Raw genomic sequence first — 22,559 nt, forward strand, 5'->3', positions numbered from 1 at the left:
AAGCGGTGGAACTGAGCACCCGAAGGGCCCATGGATGGCCCAGATTCGACCCACTCAAGCGGCGAAAACCCTGAAGATCGCCTCCAACACACCGCCGCCGACAGCCAGGGCCTTTTCGGATATGGTGAAGCAGTGTTCCACATGACCTCGAGGGTCGATGTCGCCGATCTTCATCCCGTTCTTCACAAGGACTCCATCATGGATCATCCCCCGCAAGACACCCTTGACAAGGGCGGGAACGGCTACACCACCAACCTCACCGATGCGCTCCCCCGAGTCGACCATGCGGCCGATCTCGCTTTCAGCCTTCCACACCCCGTCTTTCGGCGCCCGCAGGACCCGGTCCCGCGTCACCCCCTCGACCGCCCCCGGAACGCCTGTATCAGCCTGAGCCGCCCCGGCGATGATGACACGGCCCAGAAAATGTCCACGGTTCGTCTCGATGACGCAATGGGCATCCTTCCCTGCCTCGAATCCAGGGCCCAGGGCGATGCAGAGGGGTGCCATCGACAGGCTGCTCCCCGTGTTCTTTTTAGCCAGAATGGCATCCACCATGACATCGGGCTTCAAGCGGCCGCCGATCTCGAAAGCGGGGTCCACGTACACAGGCAGCCTGCGCTCCCGCCAAAGGCCTTGCGCCGCATCGGGGTCCTCGACCCGGACGGCCTCGATCCCTTCGACCACCGTCCTGCCGTCGTATACAGCCTCGGAAAAGGAAACCGTACGCCTGACCGTCAACGGCTGCGCAATCTCCGTCACGAAAATTTTGAAGCCGGACTGGTGAAGACGGTACGCTACGCCGGAGGCAATGTCTCCCCCTCCTCTGACACCCACGATCACCTGAGACACATCTATTCGTTTCCGCATGATTCAAACCCTCTCGACATTTGCATCCCAAAAAGGAAACACCGGCCCGCTCCGCTCAAATCGGCAGACCGGCCGAACACAAACCCCTTCGGCAGAGATTCCTCGGAAAGGTCCGGGGAAATTCCCCTCTCCCTTCGTCCGCTTCCTTTCCGCTCGAGCGCGGTTGTCGAACTCGAGCCGCAGCCAGTAAATGGCCACCCGGAACCAGGATTCCCTGCGGCCGCTCAGGGAGATTTCACATCCTTCGTCTTTTGTCAATCACATTCCCGCCAGGAAAGAATGCCGCGAAGCTCAGCAGGCCTTGCCTCAAGATGTTTTTCCCAGACCTCTGAACAGCGGCTTATTCAAGGCACTGTTCAGCGCCCCCGGGAAAAGCCGCGGCCAGGATCTTCCTTTCCAATTTCGAGACCGGCAGTTCCGCCAGCCCGGCCCCTGCCGCCCAACGCCACTCGATCCCGTCACCCGGCATTCCCTGGGACGGATCCCACATCCACCTGAAGAGGCGGACCTTCAATCTGAAATGGGTATAGGCATGGGAGACCTCCCCGATGAATTCCGCCTCCGGCACGGCCAGGCCAAGATCCGCCTTCATCCCCCGCCGGAGCGCCTCCCTGTCGGATTCGCCCGGCGCAACCTCCCCGCCCGGGAAGCGCCACAAACCACCCAACAACCCTTTTCCGGGGCGCTTCAACATCAGGAGGGCACCCTCGGCATTGCTGACCACCCCCAAGGCCATCTTGCGGACCGGGGTCCTGCGAACCCTCGCCGCAGCCGGCAGCTCCGCCTCGAGACCCTCTCGCCGTGCAAGACAATGCTCTTCGACGGGGCAGGAAGCGCATTCCGGGCGCCTGGGGATGCAGACGGCCGCGCCGAGATCCATCAGGGCCTGATTGAAGGCACCAGGGTCCTCCGTTGGCACCAAGGCAGCCGCCGCCGATTCGATGGCCTGCAGCGCCTCTCGTTGTCCCGGTGGCTGTCTGATGCACGCAAGCCGGCACAGGATGCGCCGCACATTGCCGTCGATCGCCGGAACGGGCTGCCCGAAAGCGATGCTCAGGATCGCACCGGCCGTATAGGGGCCGATGCCCGGAAGGGCCATCAGGGCCGCCCTGTCCTCAGGCAAGCTCCCGTCGTACATCCGGCAGACGCGATTCGCCGCCTCGTGCAGTGCGCGGGCGCGGGAGTAGTAGCCCAGGTTTTCCCACGCCTTGAGGACCGCATCCAGGGGGGCCTTCGCCAAGGCCCGGCAATCGGGAAACCGCTCGATGAATTGTTGGTAATAGGGGATCACGGTGTGGACCTGAGTCTGCTGCAGCATGATCTCCGAGAGCCAGATGCGGTAGGGATCCTTCGTGTGCCTCCACGGCAGGTCGCGCCCGTTGGCCCGGTACCACGCCAGCAGGCTTCGTCTCAGACCCGGCAGCCCCCCGGCAGAAGGGAACCCCGCCCCCCCTGGCGACAGGCACGGCCTCACGCCTCCTCCTTTTTCTTGAGGAGTCTTTTGAAGGAAGCGAGGCGCCGATCGATCTCCCGTTCGAACCCCCGCTGCGCCGGGGTGTAAAAGACCGCTTCCATGAGCTTGTCCGGCAGATAGGTTTGGGCGACCAGGGCACCGGGGTGGTCGTGGGGATACAGGTAGCCTTTTCCGTAGCCGAGTTCCTTCATCAGGCGGGTCGGGGCGTTGCGGATGTGCAGGGGAACCGAAAGCGCTCCATGCTGCTCGATCGCAGCACGGACCCGCTTCTCGGCCATATAGAGGGCATTGCTCTTCGGCGCGGCAGCCAGGTAGACGGCGGCCTGCATCAGCGCCAGCCGCGCCTCGGGCGGGCCGACCTTCTCCCACGCCTCGAAAGCAGCCAATGCGGCCGGCAGAGCCTGAGGGTCAGCGAGCCCGACGTCCTCCGATGCGAAACGGATCATGCGGCGGGCGATGAACAGGGCGTCCTCCCCCGCTTCAAGCATCCGGTACAGCCAATAGACCGCCGCCTGGGCATCCCCTCCCCTCAGACTCTTATGAAAAGCGGAGATCAGGTTGTAGTGCTCCTCCCCGGCCTTGTCGTATGCCAATGCCTTCCGGCTGAGGGCCTGTTCCAATTCCCCGGTCTCTAGCGGCTTTTCAGGTTCAGGACCGGCCAGGTGGTAATCGGCGGCCGCTTCGAGATCGTTCAGGGCCACACGGGCGTCGCCCTGCGAAAGACTCACCAGGAAATCCAGCGCCTCCGGGGTCAATCGCAACCCCATTTCCCCGAGACCCTTTTCTTTATCTGCCAGCGCGCGTTCCAGGAGTCTCCGGATATCCTGATCCGACAAGGGCTTCAGCGTCATCACCCGCGCCCTGGAAAGAAGCGGGGCAATCACCTCGAAGGAAGGATTCTCGGTCGTCGCCCCGACCAGGACGATCAGGCCGTTTTCCAAGTGGGGAAGAAAGGCGTCCTGCTGAGCCTTGTTCAAGCGATGGATCTCGTCCACAAAGAGAAGCGTAGCCCTGCCGCTGCGCTCCTTTTCCTTCTGAGCCGCCTCGACGACCTCACGCAGGTCCTTGACGCCGGAGGTGACCGCCGAAAAAGAACGGAACGGCAATCGGCTGTACCGCTCCATGAGTCTCGCGAGCGTCGTCTTGCCGCTGCCGGGAGGCCCCCAGAGGATGACCGAACTCATGCGCCCGGATTCCAGGGCCCTTGCCAGAGGCCTGTCCGAGCCCAGGAGATGCCCCTGCCCCACCATCTCCTCCAAAGCGGCGGGGCGCATTCTCTCAGCGAGCGGGGCACCCTTTCGATCTGCAGACATGCCGCTCAAAGCTGCTTGTCCTCCCGGCCCAGCGACGTGCTGATGGCACGCATCAGCCCATCCAGATGCAGCGGTTTGAAGGCAATCAAATCCGCTCCCAACTCCTTCATACGTGCCTGTCCCGGCTGACGGCCCTTCGTCTTGAGCACCACCAGCAACGTCCCGAGATTCTTTTTACGAAGCCTGGGCAGAAGGATCGCAGGGTCCCATTCCTTATTGTCTGCGTCCATCACCAGCATGTCGTAGCGACCCCTGCGGGGAGCCCTCAGCACCTGTTGGAGACGGGAGGCCTCCGTCACCCGGCATCCCTTGTCATTCAAAACTTCACAGAGAAGGCGTCTGATCATCGCGTCGTCCGAGCACACCAGCACCTCTTGCCCTTTCAGCCTGCTGGAGCACGCGCGGGCCCCCATCGTCCTGGGTGCGGCCACTGCGGGCAGTTGCATCACGACCTGGGTTCCCCCGCCGGGCGGGCTGACCAGTTCAATGGCCCCCCCGTGTCGATTGAACACGCAGGAGGCCAACGGGAGGCCCATACCGAGACGGCCGCCATCCCTCGTCGTAAAAAAGGGCTCGAAAACCCTCTGCCGCACCGTTTCGCTGATCCCCGGTCCGTTGTCCAGTACATAGACCCAGGCATGACCAAGATTCTCCTCCATAGACACATGAACTTCTCCACTTTTACCCACCGCTTCGAGGGCGTTTTCGATGACCGCAGCGAAGGCCTCTTTCAGATGCGCCCCATTCCCCTGCACATGGACATCCGTCCGCAGATGCGTTTGGATCTTCGGCCCCCCGTTTTCGGAGCCGGTGCGCCGGCGCCAGTCGATGCACGCCTCTTCAAGCGCCTCCTGGACCAGATTCTTCAAGGCCCGAGGATGCTTCTCTCTGCCGACCGCTGCAGCGCGACAAAGCTTCTCGACCTGTCGCAGGACCTGCACTCCCCGCCTCAGGGACTCCGGGGCCGAACCCTGTGAGCGGTCGGACTGTGCGCCGCCCCCGGAAGCTACGACTATTTCATCGAGAAGCATCTCCACGAGCGGACCCGCTTCAGACGTCACCACCCTGGCGAGATCCAGGGCCCCTCTCATCCTCTCAGCGCGCAGCAGCTCGGCTTCACTCAAGGCCCGCTCCCCGCACTCGATGACGCCCAGAAGGAAGGCGCGCCGCCCCATGTGAAGGATCTTCCGCACGAAGACCTCGCACAAGATGCGCCGGCCATTCTTGTCGACCAGATCGGCACGATAGCGGTCCGGCGCCACCTTGCCTATCGATCGCTTGTGGTGGATGGCGCTGACTTCCTTCGCGCAGTCCGGATGCACGAAGTCCATGAAGGACCGGCCCTGAAGCTGCCCAGAGTCCACGCCGAGACCCTCCTCCGCCGCCATGTTGTTTAAAACGATCTTCCCGTCTTGCACCACTGCAACGGCGACAGGGACAGCCTCCAGAAGACCGTTTGCCGCATCGAGGGATTTTCTGAGCTGCCTGATCTCGCTGTTGGCCTGAACGAGTTTTTCCTTCAAACGGACTATGTCCTTCTGAAGTCGCTCATGATGCTTCATTACATGCCCCTCTAAAATCCGGTTGTAAATAGGCATATCAGCCGACGGGCGGGCTTGCCCGGCCACCTTTGCACAAATGCCTGTCTCCTCGAACACGACCGAATCGCGGCCACACCCAAGAATGCCGCCTGAGCGGGCTCAGGCGGCCAAGGAAGCGAAGCCCGCCCTGGAATCGTAGGGACCGATCGGGTGCAGCCTGTCACGCATCCGGGGCCCGCCCGCGGGGATTCAATCGAACAAGCACCTGAGAGGAGTAAAAGCCATCCTTTCCGGAGCCGAAACCCCGGGCATCCAGGCAGCCAACCCGAGATGGACAACGAACCGGGACCGGGCATCGGCGGCACCGGAAGACACCAAAACAGGGCACGATGCGCAGCATCTGCGGACGTAGAAAGGACTGCAGGGCCCGGCGGCAGCCGGCTTCACCTGCGGAGTCGTCATTTCAAAGGAAGCGGATCGATTTGAAAAGGGCCTTGCTGAAGGCACGGCTATACCGTATCATAAAACGGCCGCGAAGACCATAAAAGCCGCTCTTGAACCCGGACCGTACGAACTTTCTGCCAAGGGGCGGAGGCCTGGACATGGCCCGCAGACCCCGCTCCCCGGCTGCCGCCGGACGGCGAAAGCGGCAGCCCCGGGCGCGGACGGATCCGCACGAACCATCGCATCGCGGTCATTGTGGCATCCAATCGGAGGAATCGTGACAGCCCCAAACCCCTTCGTCCATCTCCATGTACACACCGAATTCAGCCTCCTCGACGGGGCCATCCGGATCGGACAGATGCTGGACAAGGCTTCGACGCTCGGGATGAACGCCGTAGCGGTGACCGATCACGGGAACATGTTCGGAACCGTCCAGTTCTCACAGCAGGCAGCCAAAGCCGGCATCAAGCCCATTATCGGATGCGAAGTCTACCTCGCCCCGGGCGACCGGCGCGACCGCTCTCCGGCCCCGGATGGCAGCCCCAACGCCTATCACCTGATCCTGCTCGTTACGAACCTGGAAGGGTACCGCAACCTGTGCCGCCTGGTGACGCTCGGCCACCTGGAAGGCTTTTACTACCACCCCCGCGTGGATATGGCGCTCCTGAGGGAGCATCATCAGGGCCTCATCGCCCTGTCGGCCTGCCTCAAGGGCGTCGTTCCCCATCTGATCCAGCAGGGGAGGATAGAAGCGGCCCGTGAAAAGGCATTGGAATTGGCGGCGATCTTCGATCACGACCGGTTTTTCCTCGAGGTCCAGGCGAATCGGATGCCCGAACAGATCGCCTTGAACCGCGCCCTCAGAGAGCTCTCCGGCGATCTGTCCCTGCCTCTGGCGGCGACCAACGATTGCCACTACCTCAACCGGGCCGATGCCGAGGCCCATGACGTGCTCCTGTGCATCCAGACCGGCAAAACCCTCGAAGATGAAAAGCGCATGCGCTTCCCCTCGGACGAGTTCTACTTCAAATCCCAGGAGGAAATGGCCGCGGATCTCCCGGGGTTCGAGGACGCCCTGGCCCATACCGCCGGGATCGCCGAGCGCTGCGACTTCGAGTTGGAGATCGGCCGGTACAAGTACCCTGTCTTTCATCTGCCCGAAGGACAAAGCCTCGAAGAGCGATTGACCGAAGACGCCGAAAAGGGTCTGGGGGCCCGCTTCGAGGAGTTCGAAGCCGAAGGCCGCGCCCCTTCCGCCGACCTGATCGGAACCTACCGCGAAAGGCTTGATTATGAACTCGGCGTCATCAAGAAGATGGGCTTTTCCGGCTATTTCCTGATCGTCGCCGACTTCATCGAATATGCCCGCAGGAAGCAGATCCCGGTCGGTCCCGGCCGCGGATCGGCCGCCGGGTCTCTGGCCGCCTACTGCCTGCGGATCACGAATATCGACCCGATCCGCTACGGCCTGCTCTTCGAGCGCTTTCTCAATCCGCAGCGCATCAGCATGCCTGATATCGACATCGACTTCTGCATCAACGGCCGTGAAGAGGTCATCCAGTATGTCACCGAAAAGTACGGCCGGGACAGCGTCGGACAGATCATCACCTTCGGGACCATGAAGGCCCGCGCGGCTATCCGCGACGTCGGGCGCAGCCTCAACATCCCCCTCAAAGACGTCGACCGGATCGCCAAGCTCGTGCCCGAAGGCCCGCGCGTAACGCTCGAACAGGCCCTCGCGGAAGAGCCCGAGCTTCGCAAACTGGAGCAGAGCGACCCTGCTGTCCGCAAGCTCCTGACCATCTCCCGTTCGCTCGAAGGGCTCTCCCGCCACGCCTCGACGCATGCCTCCGGCGTCGTAATCTCCGACCGGCCCCTCGTCGAGTACCTGCCGCTTTTCAAAGGGGCACGGGACGAAATCATGACCCAGTTCACCATGGACCGGATCGAGCAGCTCGGGCTGATCAAATTCGATTTTCTGGGTCTGAAGACCTTGACCGTGATCCGGCAGGCCCTGGATCTGATCCAGCAGACCACCGGCAGAGAGCTGGATCTGGAGAAGATCCCCCTGGACGACCCGGCGACTTATCAACTCTGCTGCGAGGGGAAGACGACGGGGGTCTTCCAGCTGGAAAGCTCCGGTATGAAGGAGCTGCTGAGACGCCTCAAACCCGGCGTTTTCGAGGACATGGTGGCCCTGGTGGCCCTCTATCGCCCGGGGCCCCTGGGAAGCAACATGGTCGAGGATTTCATCAACGGGAAGCACGGCCACACCAGGATCCGATACCCGCTTCCTCAGCTCGAGCCGATCCTGAAGGAGACCTACGGGGTGATCCTGTATCAGGAACAGGTGATGAAGATCGCCCAGGTGCTCGCCGACTACAGCCTGGCCGAGGCGGACGAACTGCGCAAGGCCATCGGCAAGAAAAAGGTCGAGGTCATGGCGCAGCACCAGAACCGCTTTACCGAAGGCGCCGCCAAGAGTGGGGTGGATCCGGCCAAGGCGGAAAACCTCTTCAATCTGATCGAGAAGTTCGGCGGCTACGGCTTCAACAAATCCCATTCAGCCGCCTACGCCCTGATCGCTTACCAGACAGCCTACCTGAAGGCGCATTTTCCGGTGGAGTTTATGGCCGCCCTTCTGACCCAGGACATGGGGAACCAGGACAAGACCATCAAGAACATCGCCGAGTGCCGCGAGATGGGGATCCGGATCCTGCCCCCCGACATCAACGAAAGCCAGGCGGATTTTTCGGTGATCGACGGCAAAATCCGCTTCGGTCTCGCAGCAGTCAAGAATGTGGGCCTCAAGGCGATCGAGGTCGTCATCGAAGAAAGGGGGGACAGCGGCCCCTTCACCGATCTTTTCGACTTCTGCCGCCGCGTGGAAAGCAGCAAAGTCTCGAAGCGGGTGATCGAATGCCTGATTCAATGCGGGGCGTTCGACTTTACCGGCCAGTTCCGCTCGAGGCTCTTCGCGGGGCTCGAGGATGTCCTCAAGCGCTGCGGCAAACACAACGATCCGAACCAGCTCAGCATCTTCGCGGCCATCGAGACACAGAACGGCGGCCCGTCGCACCTCGTGGAGCTTCCCGAGATCGACGAATGGCCCGAAAAAGAGAGACTGGCCCGCGAAAAAGAAGCCCTCGGATTCTACATCACCGGCCATCCCCTGGACCGCTTTCAACAGGTGGCGGACAGGGTCGCCGACTGCACCGTGCAGGCGCTTTCAACGAAGGAAGATAAATCCCTGGTCAAAATCGCCGGCGTCGTCGGAGAGCTCAAGTTGAAACGCACCAAGAAAGGCGACAGGATGGCAGTCTTCCAGCTCGAAGACCTGACCGGCTCAATGGAGGTCGTGCTCTTCCCGGAGGCCTTCGCCCGCTGCAGCGCCCTCTTGAAAGGGGACGACCCTATCCTGGTCTGCGGACCGGTGGAGATCGGCGAAAGCTCCACAAAGATCATCGCTCAGGAGATCGAGGCCCTCAGCGCCGCCCGGCAGCGGTGCGTCAAGGCCATGGCCATCCGTCTGGCCGAAAAGGAGATCAGCCGTCCGTTGATCGAGGACCTGCGCAACATCGTTTTCCGCTACCCAGGGAGTTGCCGCCTGCTCTTCGCGGTCACCTCGCCGGAGGGCGGCGAGATACGGATCGCCGCCCACGAGCGCTTCCGGGTCCAGCCCTGTCCCGAACTCCTGGGGGAGATTCAAACGCTCGTGGGAGCCGGCCGCCACGAATTTTTTTTCGACCAACCGGCGGCCGATCAGCACCTTGCTCCCTCCGCCTGAATACGAAACACCGTGATGTGCCGATGGCAGCCGGCGCCGCCGCTCACCGTCCGCCCATTTCCTCCTCCAGATCGCGTACGTACTGCCCGATCAACACACCGAGGTAGATGCAGACGTTTCCCTCCATGCACGAATCGGCATCCTTCCGGTTCAGGAAGGCATGCCGCTGATGAGGCCCCTTCTGAAAAGTCACCACCCAGGCGTCTTTGCCCTCGTCCATTACGAGATCCATAGACAGGCCGTATTTGGCGATCTCGGGATATATCTGCGAAAGCTTTTGTTTGAGATCCTCTTTCGTGTAGCTCATGATGACCCTCCTTGGTTTGAGTGGAATTTAAGCGTCATGATAACATCAGTGTCATTGATGATAGCATAGATCCAGCTGTACTGCATCACCGAAGCTCGACAGGAGATTTCCTGGTCCGAGTGGAAAAACCCGGCCATATGGGATCACCCTTTCCGGATGGAAGCGAGCCGGATTCTCCGCCCCGGGGCTTGCAGGCCCAGGCGTCGACAGGTAATATGCCGGAGGGGATCGGCAAAAGCCCTCCGAACACCGTAAACCCGCCGGCTGACCTCCGGTATCGAGGAAGACCCATGCCCACTGTCATGATGGAAATTCGCGCTCAGACCGCGATCCTCACCTTGAACCGTCCGGACAAACGCAACGCCCTGAACGCGGAACTGCGCGCCGAACTTCGGGAGCACCTGGAGCGTGTCGAGGCTTCGCGGCATATCCGTGGAGTCATCGTCACCGGCGCCGGCGAAGCGTTTGCGGCAGGCGGCGAAACCGACGCCCTCGCCGCCTCCCTGTACGCCGATCTTTACCGATCCGAAGATCTGCACGAGGACCTGAGCGCCTTCCTCGAGAAGCGCAAACCGCAGTTCAAGGGACGGTGATCGGAAGGCCGGCGTGTCCATAAGTCGACAAGCTCCCGGCCCGCCGCTCCGCAAAGCGTCTTTCGAGCTCATGAACTCTCCGTCGGCGATCCGGATCGCCAAGGTAAAGGTACGGATCCGCCTCCATCGAGGGCGCCCGGCCGGCAGCCCACTTCTCGACCCTAAAAAGGGCCTCGATCGACTTGTCCCAGACCGGATACCCTTGGTCATCCAGGGGCACCACCCCCTCAGGGGGGCGCCTTGAGATGTTGTTGATATCCACCAGGCGGATCGCGCCTGACCTGTCGACGAGCAGATTGCCCACACCCGACAGATCGGGGAACAGGGCGGCCTCGGCGACAAGCCGCCTGGTCCTTGCGACGAATATCCGTGCCTTTTCTTTTACAGCCTCGACCTGGATGCCTTCGACCGGGACCCCATCCATCCGTTCGGTCTCACGGGCGATCAGCCCCAGAAGGGTCTGCAACCGTTGATCGGAGAGTTCGGCCCAGGGGTCGAACACCGCTCCTTCCACATACTCCTGCAGGCCGCAAAGCAGAATCTCCGGAGGTCCTTCAAAGCTGCAACTGACCAGGAATTCTTCCGAAAGGGCCAGGCACTCCGGACCCAGGAACCGGATCACCTGCCTCACGCCCGAAATCTCTTCTTCAGCCTCCCGGAGGCCGGGAAACCGGATCCTGAATATCCGCAGGATCTTCAGGGGCTTCGCCTTAGGAAAAACCCTCACGCCGTCCTGCACAAGACCCTCCCTCTCGCGCCGGACAGCCACCGGATCGAGCACCGCCAGAATATGGGAGCGCAGCCCGGCCCTGGGGTACCGTCTGAAAACGTAGACCGGCGGGTTTCGGATGAAGCCGAGCGACAGGACGTCTTCCGGATCCAGATACGGCTTGGTGCGAATGTCCTCCATGAAGCTGCCCTCAAACAGGCGCTCGTTCGCGCCCCGGTGAAAAAGCCCGCGCTATTCCCTTCCAAAACGCCGGCTTTTGTGGCAGGGTGGCTTCCAAAAGCGGCGCGGCGCAGTCCGGCCCCTTTTTCCGGCCGCCGCTTGTTTACGTGAATCGAGGAGATCGAACCCGGTCGATGCCTGCAACCCTTCGCACGCTTTTCAGCGGACGCATGCTCGTGGCCCTGATCATGGGCTTTTCGAGCGGCCTGCCCCTGCTCCTCACCATCACCGTCCTTCAGGCATGGATGAAAGAGGAAGGGGTCGATCTCTCGGTCATCGGCCTCATGGCCCTGGTCGGCATCCCTTACACGGTCAAATTCCTGTGGGCGCCGATCCTGGATCGCTTCACGCTTCCGTTTTTGGGCCGCCGGCGCGGCTGGCTCCTGATCGCGCAGTTCGCCCTGGCCGCCGCCATTGCGGGGCTCGGCTTTACCGATCCAGTTGAAATGCCCTGGATGGTCGCCTTCGCCGCATTCCTGGTGACGTTTTTCAGCGCCTCCCAGGATATCGTGATCGATGCCTACCGGCGCGAGGACCTCTCCGACGAGGAGCTCGGGCTCGGGTCTTCTCTTTACATCAACGGGTACCGGGTCGGCATGCTCCTCGCCTCCGGCGGCGGCCTGATCCTCGCGGACCACCTGTCTTTTACCGCCGTTTACCTGATCATGGCCGGATGCATGCTGCCGGGGATCCTGACGACGCTCTGCGCCCGTGAACCGCGGGTCCTGGAGGGCGCGCCGCGCACGCTGCGTGACGCGGTCGTGGAACCGCTGACAGATTACTTCAGACGCCCGCAGGCCTTGTGGATACTGGCCTTCATCCTTCTTTACAAGATCGGCGACACGATGGCCAGCGCCATGACAACCCCTTTCTACCTGGACCTGGGCTTCACCAAGACCGAGATCGGCGCCGTCGTAAAGCTTTTCGGCTTCTGGGCAACGATCGGTGGGGCCCTTCTTGGGGGCATCGCCATGCTCCGCCTCGGGATAAACCGCGCCCTTTGGGTTTTCGGGGTCCTCCAGGCCGTTTCGACCGCCGGATTTGCGGCCCTCGCGCGCATCGGCCCCAGCATTCCGGCCCTTTCAGGCGTCATCGCCTTCGAGAATCTCTCAGGCGGAATGGGAACCGCCGCCTATGCCGCCTTCATGGCCAGCATCACCAACCGCCGGTTTACAGCCACCCAATACGCCCTCCTGAGCAGCCTCATGGGCATTCCCCGCGTCATGGCATCGGCCCCCACGGGCTTTATGGCCGAGGCTTTCGGCTGGGAGAGCTTTTTCATCGTCTGCACGCTCCTTGCCATCCCCGGAATGCTGCTGCTGGTGAAATTCGCCCCGTGGGGGAAGGCGCTCTCCCATTTCGGCTGATCCGCCGGACCGGCATGCTTTACGGCGGCGCATCCTACGGATCCCGGGTGTCTGCTGACTGCCCTGGCAAAGTCAACCCGCACATCCGCCGCACAGCCCCGCATCCGTGCAACCGCTCCCGATCCCTCAAACCGGCGTTGATTTCAACACGTTCATCTGCTATGGTGGCATGATTGCGCAGCCACGGATCTGTCCGGGCTCGGAGGTCTGAATAGAAAGATGCGATTCTTTGCGATGCAATATTTTTTGCGGTTGTTGACCGCATGGATACCGGTTTTTCTCCTCTCCCAGGCTGTGTGGGCGGAGGATCCCCAAGACCCCTCGGACCCCTGTGCAGCGCTGCGGCAGGAGATCCAAACTCTTCGAAAAACCGTCGCCGTCTTGGAGGACGCCAACAACCTCTTCATGGAAAATCTGGCAAACTGCACCGAGGAAAACCAGTCTCTGACAGAGCGCCTCGAGGGCTCCCCAAACCCGGTACCCGCCGTTGAAGAAGCGGAAAAGCAGCGTCTTATCGACCTCCTGCACCAGCGGCTTTCGGTCGATGACCCCCTCATCTATCTCCATAAACTGAATCCCGGCGAATTGGAAGCCCTGATTGCAGCGGTCGAAAAAGGGTGCAACCCTGCGGCGCAGCGTGCGCCTTGAGGCCGCTTTTCGCGGCGCGGTCAAGGCTGAGAGGACTTCACCTGGACGGCCTCGCTGTGCCGCAGCATCCGGCGCCGCCTCCGTTCGGACGCTTCTCGCACCAGCCGATCGATGAAGTCCCCGTCCTGTCAAGGCGAAGAGCGGTTCTTGGATATCGGACATCCGGACCCATTTTAACGACAAGGGTTTTTCCGGTGAGATACACCACCAGCCGGCATCTCCGGAAAAACCAGGCAGGTTTGAATTTGAAAAGAAATCGAGACACGGCATGAAAAACAAGATCGTCAAGGTCGGCCGCAACGACCCTTGCCCCTGCGGCAGCGGCCTCAAGTACAAGAAATGCTGCCTACCGCGCGAACAAGCCGGGCAGCGTGGGCAAAAGGACCTCTATTGGAGGCGCCATCGCATCCGGATCAAGGAACCGATCGACATCGAGGGGATCCGGCGCGCCGGCAAGGTGGCGATCGCCACTCTGGACCTGGTGGAATCCCAGCTCAAGATCGGCATGACCACCGATGAGATCAACACCATCGTACACGAATTTACGATTGCACAGGGCGCCGTACCCGCCCCTCTCCATTACCGCGGGTTCCCGAAAAGCGTCTGCACATCGGTCAACGAGGTCATCTGCCACGGCATCCCCGGCAGTCAGGCGCTGGAGGACGGCGACATCGTCAACGTCGACGTGACGCCGATTTTGAACGGCTATTATGCGGACACCAGCAAGACCTTCTACATCGGGACCCCCGGCCCCGATGCCCGGAAGATCGTTGAAACCGCAAGACAGTGCCTGAAGCTCGGGCTGGACACGGTAGCTCCCGGAAACACGGTCGGTGACATCGGCTGGGCGATTCAGCAATATGCCGAGTCGCAGGGATGCTCCGTGGTCCGGGAATTCGTCGGGCACGGGGTGGGCTTCGAATTCCACGAACCCCCGCAAATCCCCCATTACGGACGCAAAGGCGAGGGGATCGTGTTGATCCCGGGCATGGTCTTCACCGTGGAGCCGATGATCAATCTCGGGAGGAAGGAACTCGAGGTGCTGGACGACAATTGGACTGCGGTCACACGCGACCATTCGCTCTCGGCCCAGTTCGAGCAGACGGTCGTCGTCACGGAAGACGGCTTCGAAAGCCTGACGCCCTATGATTTGTGAGGCGCAGTCTTCGAACGGACGATGGGTCGCAGGCCTGCAGCCGGACCTGCTACCTCGTCGATCCATGTCCCGCAGGTTTTTCAATACGCTGAGATCGTTTAAATCCGCATGATGCGAGAAGACTCGCCGAGCAGGAATCCACCCGACAGGGCCGTTTTCGAACGGAAAGCGAAGGAACTCGGCTTTTTGCGCGTGGGGTTCTCGCCGGCGGAAGCGCCTCCCCATCTCGATGCCTTTCTGGAGTGGATCGCTGCAGGCCGCCATGCCGGCATGCATTGGATGGCGAGCCACGCCGATCTGCGCCGTCACCCTGCTGCGCTGCTCGAAGGATGCCGGACCGTCATCTCGCTGGCCTATCCCTACTCACCCCGCAAACCGGTGACAACGGACCGGTTCGAGGCGGCTCGTTTCACCGAACCGCGCCTCCCCGATTATCATGACCGCCTCAGAAAACACGCCCGTCCCCTGTTGGATCTCCTTCGCAGCTGGGATCCTCGGAGCAGGAACAGGATCTGCGTAGATTCCGCGCCCATTCTGGAACGGAGCTTCGCTTTGCGGGCGGGCGTCGGCTTCATCGGCAAGAACAACCTCCTGATCGTCCCCGGATACGGCTCCTACGTCTTTCTGCTCGAAATCCTGACCACTATCCCTTTGAAACCGACGCTCAGCACCCCGCCGAAGGACCATTGCGGACCGTGCAACCGGTGCATAGAGGCGTGCCCATCCGGCGCCCTCTCGGGGCCCCGCCTCTTCGATGCGAGCCTCTGCCTTTCCTATCGCACCATCGAGTGCCGCGACCCCCTGGGAGCTGATGCCGCTGAGGCGGCCAGCGGCTGTTTTTTCGGCTGCGATGTGTGCCAGGAGGTCTGTCCGTTCAATCCGATCGCGGTAACCGAGGATCCGTGCCTCCCCGACGCAGCGGACATCCTGGCCATGGACGCAGAGGCCTTCGCGACCCGATTCGGGACGAGCGCCTTCGCACGCGCCGGCCTCGAAAAAATCAAAGGCAATCTCCTGGCCGTCATGCCATCGGAATCAGCCCGCCGCCGCGGGTGATCCGCCCGTCCGCTCCGCCTCGACCGCTTCGCGGCCGAACCGGAATGCGTCTTCGAGCAGCTCGGGGTGTTTTTCCAAATCCGACCGTTTTTCGAGGCCCCTGGCGAAAAAGCCCTCCCCGCAATGCATGTCCAAGGCGTCGAAGAAGTAGCGCGCCTCCATCCGGGCCCCGTCAAAAAGCGTTTTTCCTTTGGTTGCGCCTGCAGCGACCAGGTACCCCGTGCCGCCGTCGTAGCGTTTCCGCTCCTCGCGCGTCTTGAGCAGCATGCGGCGCGCCCACATCGCCTGCGAACGGTCCACCAGGGCCTTGGCCTGGGCCGTAATACCGTAGAAAAAGATCGGCGAGGCCAGAAAGATCACCGAGGCCTCGGCCAGCATCGGGTAGACCTCCTGCATGTCGTCCTTGACGACGCATTCGCCGGTCTTGTCGCACCCTCCGCACTCGATGCACCCGGACATCTTCAATTTGCGGACATAAATGCGCTTCACCTCGGCACCGGCCGCCTGCGCCCCCTCGAGGACGCTGTCCAGAAGGCGGTCGGTGTTCCCGCCCTTGCGGGGGCTGCCGTAGATACCCAATACGTTCATCGGTCATCCTTTCATTCGGGGTGTCGTGCTTGTCGGAATAACCCTCTATCGGGTCGAGGGTCCCTTCAGGGAGCGTGGATGGTCCTCTTGCGGCAGATGATCTCGGCCATTGCGCGATCAGGATCCGGTCTGATGCCCTCCCAGGAATGGATCACCTCCCAGTCCTCGAACCATCCAAGCAACTCACCGGGGTTCAGGAGGTGGTCCGGATTGCGCGGACGCCCAAGCAGCCGCTGCGCCGTGGTGAACGTGGAATAGATCAGAATCCCACCTTCCAGAAGCGATTTGCGGAGGCAGGGAATCAACGGCCTGTGCAGATAGCGGAACACGACCATCCCGCCGTAATGCTGCCCATCCAAAGGGTTTTCCCCGGCCTTCTCGAGATCGACCTCCCAGAACGCCACGTCGACCCCGGCCTCCGCAGCCGATCGGCGCGCCTTCTCGAGCATCCCCTTCGAGACGTCGCAGAGGGTCACCTGCACCCCGAGTCCTGCAAGGAAGATCCCGTTCCGTCCGTCACCGCAGGCCACATCCAGGACCCGGCCGTGGAACCGCTCGGAGGTGAAAAGGTCCGCATGCGCGATCAGAAGCGGATGCGGGCTGCCCGGATCACGCGGCATCACGGGATCCCCCGCCGCCGCCCGTGGCGGCCCAGAGGTGGCGTTCAACGAAGGCCTTGATGGCTTCGGGGTACCCCGGATCCAGGCTGGCGCTGCTGTGATCGCTGCCATGCGCCACAAAAAGCTCGGCCTTTCCCGCCGGAAAAGCGTCCCTCAGCTTCCACGCGTGCTGGAGTGGAAAATGCTGATCCTTTTCGCCGTGAATCAAGAGGACAGGGCAGTGGAGGGAAGGGGCGATCCGCACGGGGCTGACCCTATCCATGCGGAAACGGTAGAAGAGGTCCATCCATGCCACCACGGCAGGCGCAAACACGAGACCGAAGAACCAGTTGAAATTCCGGTAGAGGCGCAGCAGGGCCTCCCGCGTCCGGGCATAGCACCCTTCCAGAAAGAGAAGTCGTACCCTCTCCGAATTGCGCCCTGCCGCGATGATGGCCCCGGCGGCCCCGGCTGAGTGCCCGTACAGGAGAAGCGGCCGGCCGATCCAGCGCATGACCGTTTCGATGTCCTCAGCGAACCGGAAGGCGTTCATGAAGGGATACGGGCTGGAGCCGCCGTGATCCCGCGCGCTGTGCAGGACCGTCGTGAACCCCAGTTTGCCAAAGACTCGGGCCCGCCCGACCATCCGATCGCGATTGCGGCTCCATCCATGGGCCAGGAGGACGATCCCGCGCGAGGCCGCCGGCCCTCCCTCGGGCTCGACCCGCCAGACCTCCAGGTACCCCCCGTCGGCCGCCGGGATGCGCACATCCTCGACCTTTCCCCAGTCGGGCAGATCGCGGACTGGATGACGGGGGACGCGGTGGACCACATAGGTCAGGAGAAGACTGATGCAGAGATAGAGAACGAAAACCGTCAGGATCCCGTAGAGAACCGCCAAGGCATCCTACCTTTCAATCGCCGGCGCCGCAGGGAAGGCGCAACACCTTTCCAACCGGATGCAAATCTACTTTTTACTTGATTATTCCAGATACTTGAGTTATTATGCCTCTGTTTTGCGGTTGTTCATCCCGATCCCAAACCTCCATACAGGTGCAGGTGTTATGGATAGGGTCCTGCTGCTGAACATCACCTATGAACCTCTCAAGATCATCAACTGGCGAAAGGCGGTGACGCTGCTTTCGCTCGGGAAGGTGGAGGTCCTGGAGGAGTACGGCCGTGAGATCCGCTCGGTCAGCTTCCAGATCAAGCTCCCTGCCGTCGTGAGGCTCCTGAGGCTTGTCAGACGCCCTCCGAAACCGGTCAAATTCTCCCGCCAGAACATCTATGCCCGGGACAAATACACGTGTCAATACTGTGGTGAACCCTTTGCGCCCGAAGAGTTGACCTATGACCATGTCGTTCCGCGCTCACGGGGCGGCAGGACGGAATGGGGCAACATCGTCAGTTGCTGCGTCGAGTGCAACCGCAGAAAAGGCGGACGTACGCCGCAGGAGGCCGGCATGCGGCTGATCCAGAAACCCTCTCGCCCCAAGTGGCTCCCCGTCCTGAAGATCACTGTCGGCATCAATGACGTTCCGACCTCCTGGCGCGATTATCTCTATTGGAATATGGAACTGATGGAGTAGCCCCCGTCGGGTTCATCCGACAGCGGCCGCGATGCGCTCACTGAGCCGGCCGATGGCCCCCATGTCCCCCGTCTTGAGCTCCCAGCTCGATACCGGCAACGGTGGCTCCTGCCCCGAGCGCGGAATCAGGTGCAGGTGGTAGTGCATCACCACCTGGTTCACGCCGCGTCCGTTCAACTGCAGGCACGCGATCCCGACCGGCGCGAGCACCTTCTTCAAGGCATCGGCGATCCGCTTCCCCGCCAACTGGACCGCGGAGAAATCTTCGGGGGGGATTTCCCACAGGTTTTCAGCGTGTTTTTTCGGGATGACCAGGGTGTGTCCGGCCGTGATCGGGTTGATGTCGGCGAAAGCCAGAACCCTCTCGTCTTCAAAGATCTTGAAACAGGGAATCTCCCCGCGGACGATCTTACAGAAGATGCATTCTTCCACCTTAAACCTCCTCCTCTTCTACAGGATCCTCGTCACCTCGCAACGCCCCGATGCGGCTCAGGATATCCAGCACCTCCCGCTTCTGCACGGGGTCCGGTTGCGCCCCCCGGCGCAGGTTCAACGAGCGGAGAACATCGTAGGTTCCATCCGGGAAAACCACCGGGATCCGGCTGATGTAATCGGGATCGGCGCAGCATCCGGGGGCGAAATACCTTCCAGGGCGCTTCCCCTCCTGCAGGAAGTGCACAGCCGCACGATACCCCTCCGGACCCAAGATCCTTCCGGGCTCGCCTCGGAAAGTCGCGACCCATTCACCCGGGGCAAAGGCCCGTTTGCCAAGCATATCATCCTCCCTCGAGCGGGGGGCGGAGACACGGTTGCAACGCGGAGGAAGCAGGCCGTCCCCGCCACCTTGAACGCTCCTATCCTAATAGCGGGAGCGTGAGATGTCGAGCCCCCTTTTTGTGTCCCCCTGTCAAAACCATCCAGGCACGCGTCTCCAGGCGCTCTGCAAGGCGGCGTCCCTCGCTTTGCATTCCGGATCATGCCTTTCCAGTAAATTCCAGAACTCCCTCGAATGGTTCATGTGGATCGTATGACAGAGTTCGTGCAGCATCACATAGTCGACACACTCGCGGGGCAGAAACAGGAGCTTGCAGTTAAGGCTGATGGTCTTCCGGCAGGAGCAGCTCCCCCAGCGGGTTTTCTGGCACCTGACCGCCGCCTGCCCAAACCGGAACCCTCTCTGGCGGGCAAGCGCGTTCAGCCACTGGGGCAGAACCCCCTTGGCCTTCTGGGTGACCCATGCACGCAGCGCGGCCTGGGCGGCAGCCGTCTCGCCCGTCCCTCCGCAAACCATGAGTTCGCGCTCATCCACTTCGACGATCCGGATCCCCGCTGAACGGGAAGGCAGAAATCCGACCCTGAATTCGGCGTCGATCGCCTGCAGGACGATTCGATCCGGCACTGCAGCCGTGGCGCCCGCCGCCCCGACGGCACCCTGCCGAGCGAGGCGCGACTGAGCCCGCACGAGCCAGCCCTCCTTCTCCTCGAGGATGGCAGGAATCCCTGCCCGATCGAAGCCCCTGGGCACAACCACCACAAGCCCTTCGCGCAGGGACAGCTCGAGCCTCACGCATCTTGCCCGCGGGCTCTCCCTGACGCTGTAAGCCTTTCGGTCCGCCACAACCCGCCTCCAGGGTTTCAAATCAGGTTCATGCGGATAAAATCCAGATTCAGCTTCTTGAGGATCCTGACCATGTTGTTGAGCTGGACCTCCACCGTTCCCTCGTAGATCTCCACGATCCGGTTGTCGCGATACCTCCGCTCGACCTCCTGCTCCAGAAAATAGCCGTACCCCCCGAAAACGGTGATCGTCTCGTCGATCACCTGTTTGGCCGTCTCAGGGACGTGATGCTTCACCATCGATGTGAACAGCGGAATGGCGGCGGCGGTCTGCTCCGTTCGGTTGTCGCACAGCCAGGCCGCATAGTAGGTCATCCATTTCATGGACTGGATCTGACTCCACAATCTCCCCAGTTTGTGCCCGATCGCCTGGAAGTCGATGATGGGCTTTTCGAACTGCCGCCTTTCCCTCGCGTGCTTGAGCGCCTTCAGAAACGCGCCCTCCGCGTTGCCCAGGGCCTGGGCCCCGATCTCGATGCGGCTTTCATCCAGGAAATCGAGGATATTCAAGAGGCCGCGGCCCCTTTCCCCCAGGATGTTTTCCTTGGGGACCTTCAGGTTGTGAAAGACCACCTCGCCGCTCGAGGTCGTCCGCAGCCCCATCTTGTGGGGGATCTCGTTGATCTCCATCCGGCCCTCGAGCCATGTGGCGGGCTCGCGTTGGACGAGGATCGTCGACATCCCTTTTCCGGGAGGCGCCTCGGCGTCTTCCTGTGCCAGCACGATGAAAAAATCGGCATAGGCCGCATTGGTCGTAAAGACTTTCACACCGTTCAAGACAAACCCGTCGGCGGTTTCGGTCAGGGTGGTCTCCATGCTCCTCAAGTCGCTTCCGTGGTTCGGCTCGGTGAACGATACGGCGGACACCCACCTCCCCTCGGTCAAAGGCGTCAGGAATTTCTGCTTCTGCTGCGGCGTCCCGAAGATCCGCACGATCTTGGCCGGAAGATACGCCAGATGGATGGCCATCCCGAGACTTGAATCCGCCTTGCAGAACTCCTCGATGACGAGGACGTTTTCCATGACCCCCATTCCGCCGCCGCCCATCTCTTCGGAATAATCGATCCCGATGAAGCCGAGCCCCCCCGCCTTCTCATACAACTCCCTCGGAAAACGGTGATTGAGCTCGCACGCTTCCGCAAGCTCCGGTTTGAATTCACCTCGTGCAAACTCCGCCGCCGCCCGCTTGATATCCTTCTGTTCCCTGCTCAAAGAAAAATCCATTGCGTGGCACCTCCCTCGATCATTTTCGGACCCCGCTCCATGGAAAGGATAGGGAATCCTTCAAACACAAACAAGCTACCAGCCGCGGCCGCCCCCGAGGGTCGGGATAAAAGAGGTTCGGACGCTCAACTCCACCATTTCGCAACGAGTCCCGGTTCAGCCCGTACCAAGAAAATCCATCAGGAGCACAAAGATGCCCTGCAGGTCACCGCACAAGCAATCGCGCGGATTGACGCCAAGATCGGGCAAAAAGGCCATTTCCGGATGGAGACTATTTCAGGACCGGCGTCACAGCCCGGGGGATGCCTTTTTCATGATCTCCCGTCCGATGATCATCCTCTGGATCTGGTTGGACCCCTCGAAGATCTGGGTCAACTTGGCATCCCGGAACATCCGCTCGACGGGGTAATCCTTGATGTACCCGTATCCCCCCAGGACCTGCACCATGTCCTCGGTAATCTTCATAGCCGCGTCGCTGCAAAAATACTTGGCCATAGAAGCCAAACTCGTATTCTGCCGGCCCTCGTCGAAGTTGAGGGCCGCCTTTTCCATCAAGCCTCTTCCCGCCTCGATGAGAGTGAGGGAATCCGCAAGGATGAACTGGATCGCCTGATGCTGGATCAGGGGTTGGCCGAAGGTGAACCGTTTCGTCGCGTATTCCGTTGCAAACGCGAGGGCGCCCCGGGCCAGGCCCAGTGCGAGGGCCGCTACGGTGGGGCGCGACATGTCGAAATCGGCCATGGCGATTTTGAACCCGTCGCCTGGTTTGCCCAGGAGGTTATCCTCGGAAACCCGGACTTCCTCGAGGATCACCTCGGCCGTGTTGCTTCCCCTGAAGCCGCACTTGTCCTCGAATTTTCCAATGACGACACCCGCCGTTTCCCTTTCGACAATGAAAAACGAGAGCCCTCCAGCCCCCGTCTGTGCCAGCACGGAGTAAAGTCCGGCAACCCCGCCGTTGGTGGCGAAAGTCTTGCGCCCGGAAACCACGTAAACGCCGTCCGCCTTTTGAGCTTTCGTGGAAATGGCCGCCACATCCGAACCCGCCCCCGGCTCCGTCACCAGATATCCCATCAGCCGCCTGTCCTTCGAGATCATTGGAAAATATCGGTCTTTCTGCTCCTTGCTGCCGGCGCGGATGAGGGGAAAACTCCCAACGGCCTGAATGATCAGATTCAGGGCCGATGAAGCGCATACCTTGGCGATCTCTTCGACGCTCAGACAGAGCGTGTGGCAGGGGTTGAGGGGCCAGCCGCCGTATTCCTCGGGCAGCATGATCTGGAGCAACCCTAGATCCCAGAGCAAGGAAGCGACCTCCCGGTTGAACTCCCCCTTCCGGTCGATCTCGGCCGCCAGGGGGGCGATCTTCTCCTCCGCCATCCTCTTGACGCTCCCGACCAGGATCCTCTGTTCTTCCATGATGCGGCTCATCTCTGACTC

General features: G+C 61.6%; 21 protein-coding genes. 7 read left to right on the plus strand and 14 right to left on the minus strand.

The window, feature by feature from the left end; genetic code table 11:
* Nucleotides 1-54 precede the first annotated feature (54 nt).
* The 4 genes from yqeB to H567_RS0106400 form a co-directional block, all read right to left on the minus strand.
* Nucleotides 55-867: a selenium-dependent molybdenum cofactor biosynthesis protein YqeB gene (yqeB, locus tag H567_RS23375; RefSeq protein WP_051184535.1), complete on the minus strand. Its 813-nt coding sequence runs from the start codon at nt 865-867 to the stop codon at nt 55-57.
* A gap of 340 nt (nt 868-1,207) precedes the next feature.
* The gene (gene mutY, locus H567_RS23380) at nt 1,208-2,341 is read right to left on the minus strand and encodes an A/G-specific adenine glycosylase (RefSeq protein WP_051184536.1); all 1,134 of its coding nucleotides are present in this window, start codon (nt 2,339-2,341) and stop codon (nt 1,208-1,210) included.
* Nucleotides 2,338-3,654, minus strand: coding sequence for a replication-associated recombination protein A (locus H567_RS0106395; RefSeq protein ID WP_028320774.1), 1,317 nt, complete (start codon nt 3,652-3,654; stop codon nt 2,338-2,340). The genes mutY and H567_RS0106395 overlap by 4 nt, the downstream gene beginning before the upstream one ends.
* A gap of 5 nt (nt 3,655-3,659) precedes the next feature.
* A complete protein-coding gene (locus H567_RS0106400) occupies nt 3,660-5,216 on the minus strand; it encodes an ATP-binding protein (RefSeq protein WP_028320775.1) in 1,557 nt (518 codons plus the stop codon).
* Between the two features lie 700 nt (nt 5,217-5,916).
* Here H567_RS0106400 and H567_RS23385 point away from each other — a divergent pair.
* Complete coding sequence (locus H567_RS23385; protein ID WP_051184537.1) at nt 5,917-9,426, plus strand: DNA polymerase III subunit alpha; 3,510 nt, start codon at nt 5,917-5,919, stop codon at nt 9,424-9,426.
* A 43-nt stretch (nt 9,427-9,469) separates the two neighbouring features.
* Here the strand turns inward: H567_RS23385 and H567_RS0106410 are convergent, their stop codons facing one another.
* Nucleotides 9,470-9,733, minus strand: a complete 264-nt coding sequence (locus H567_RS0106410; RefSeq protein WP_035253536.1) for a hypothetical protein — start codon at nt 9,731-9,733, stop codon at nt 9,470-9,472.
* Nucleotides 9,734-10,023: 290 nt separating this feature from the next.
* Here H567_RS0106410 and H567_RS26985 point away from each other — a divergent pair, with 290 nt between their 5' ends.
* Complete coding sequence (locus H567_RS26985) at nt 10,024-10,326, plus strand: enoyl-CoA hydratase-related protein (RefSeq protein ID WP_161626571.1); 303 nt, start codon at nt 10,024-10,026, stop codon at nt 10,324-10,326.
* Here the strand turns inward: H567_RS26985 and H567_RS0106425 are convergent.
* Nucleotides 10,313-11,236, minus strand: coding sequence for a hypothetical protein (locus H567_RS0106425; RefSeq protein ID WP_028320778.1), 924 nt, complete (start codon nt 11,234-11,236; stop codon nt 10,313-10,315). The two genes, H567_RS26985 and H567_RS0106425, sit on opposite strands and share 14 nt — an antisense overlap.
* Before the next feature lie 173 nt (nt 11,237-11,409).
* Between H567_RS0106425 and H567_RS0106430 the strand changes: the two genes are divergently transcribed.
* From H567_RS0106430 to queG, 4 genes are all read left to right on the plus strand, one after another.
* Nucleotides 11,410-12,642 carry an AmpG family muropeptide MFS transporter gene (locus tag H567_RS0106430; protein ID WP_028320779.1) on the plus strand — a complete coding sequence of 411 codons (1,233 nt, stop codon included), beginning with the start codon at nt 11,410-11,412 and terminating at the stop codon, nt 12,640-12,642.
* Between the two features lie 234 nt (nt 12,643-12,876).
* Nucleotides 12,877-13,290: a hypothetical protein gene (locus H567_RS0106435; protein ID WP_035253537.1), complete on the plus strand. Its 414-nt coding sequence runs from the start codon at nt 12,877-12,879 to the stop codon at nt 13,288-13,290.
* A gap of 268 nt (nt 13,291-13,558) precedes the next feature.
* Entirely contained in the window at nt 13,559-14,446 is an 888-nt protein-coding gene (gene map, locus H567_RS0106440) for a type I methionyl aminopeptidase (RefSeq protein ID WP_028320781.1), read from the plus strand.
* Between the two features lie 108 nt (nt 14,447-14,554).
* Nucleotides 14,555-15,502: a tRNA epoxyqueuosine(34) reductase QueG gene (gene queG / locus H567_RS23395; protein ID WP_051184538.1), complete on the plus strand. Its 948-nt coding sequence runs from the start codon at nt 14,555-14,557 to the stop codon at nt 15,500-15,502.
* On the opposite strand, the gene H567_RS0106450 is transcribed toward queG, so the two are convergent.
* The 3 genes from H567_RS0106450 to H567_RS23400 form a co-directional block, all read right to left on the minus strand.
* Nucleotides 15,482-16,090 carry a flavodoxin family protein gene (locus H567_RS0106450; RefSeq protein WP_028320782.1) on the minus strand — a complete coding sequence of 203 codons (609 nt, stop codon included), beginning with the start codon at nt 16,088-16,090 and terminating at the stop codon, nt 15,482-15,484. The two genes, queG and H567_RS0106450, sit on opposite strands and share 21 nt — an antisense overlap.
* A 65-nt stretch (nt 16,091-16,155) precedes the next feature.
* Nucleotides 16,156-16,710: a class I SAM-dependent methyltransferase gene (locus H567_RS0106455; RefSeq protein WP_035253539.1), complete on the minus strand. Its 555-nt coding sequence runs from the start codon at nt 16,708-16,710 to the stop codon at nt 16,156-16,158.
* Nucleotides 16,700-17,590 (minus strand): alpha/beta hydrolase, encoded by an 891-nt coding sequence (locus H567_RS23400; RefSeq protein WP_051184539.1) that lies wholly within the window; start codon nt 17,588-17,590, stop codon nt 16,700-16,702. Before H567_RS23400 ends, H567_RS0106455 begins: the two co-directional genes overlap by 11 nt.
* A gap of 163 nt (nt 17,591-17,753) precedes the next feature.
* Here H567_RS23400 and H567_RS0106465 point away from each other — a divergent pair, with 163 nt between their 5' ends.
* Nucleotides 17,754-18,278: an HNH endonuclease gene (locus H567_RS0106465; RefSeq protein ID WP_028320784.1), complete on the plus strand. Its 525-nt coding sequence runs from the start codon at nt 17,754-17,756 to the stop codon at nt 18,276-18,278.
* A 12-nt stretch (nt 18,279-18,290) separates the two neighbouring features.
* Here H567_RS0106465 and H567_RS0106470 read toward each other — a convergent pair whose 3' ends face one another.
* The 5 genes from H567_RS0106470 to H567_RS0106495 form a co-directional block, all read right to left on the minus strand.
* Nucleotides 18,291-18,710, minus strand: a complete 420-nt coding sequence (locus H567_RS0106470) for an HIT family protein (RefSeq protein ID WP_028320785.1) — start codon at nt 18,708-18,710, stop codon at nt 18,291-18,293.
* Between the two features lies 1 nt (nt 18,711).
* Nucleotides 18,712-19,053: a hypothetical protein gene (locus tag H567_RS0106475; protein ID WP_028320786.1), complete on the minus strand. Its 342-nt coding sequence runs from the start codon at nt 19,051-19,053 to the stop codon at nt 18,712-18,714.
* Between the two features lie 132 nt (nt 19,054-19,185).
* Nucleotides 19,186-19,896, minus strand: coding sequence for a M48 family metallopeptidase (locus tag H567_RS0106480; RefSeq protein ID WP_028320787.1), 711 nt, complete (start codon nt 19,894-19,896; stop codon nt 19,186-19,188).
* 17 nt (nt 19,897-19,913) lie between these two features.
* Complete coding sequence (locus H567_RS0106485) at nt 19,914-21,119, minus strand: acyl-CoA dehydrogenase family protein (protein WP_028320788.1); 1,206 nt, start codon at nt 21,117-21,119, stop codon at nt 19,914-19,916.
* A gap of 288 nt (nt 21,120-21,407) precedes the next feature.
* Nucleotides 21,408-22,550: a cyclohexane-1-carbonyl-CoA dehydrogenase gene (locus H567_RS0106495; protein ID WP_028320789.1), complete on the minus strand. Its 1,143-nt coding sequence runs from the start codon at nt 22,548-22,550 to the stop codon at nt 21,408-21,410.
* Nucleotides 22,551-22,559 lie beyond the last annotated feature (9 nt).

The organism is Desulfatiglans anilini DSM 4660, from assembly GCF_000422285.1.
Classification (GTDB): Bacteria; Desulfobacterota; DSM-4660; order Desulfatiglandales; family Desulfatiglandaceae; genus Desulfatiglans; species Desulfatiglans anilini.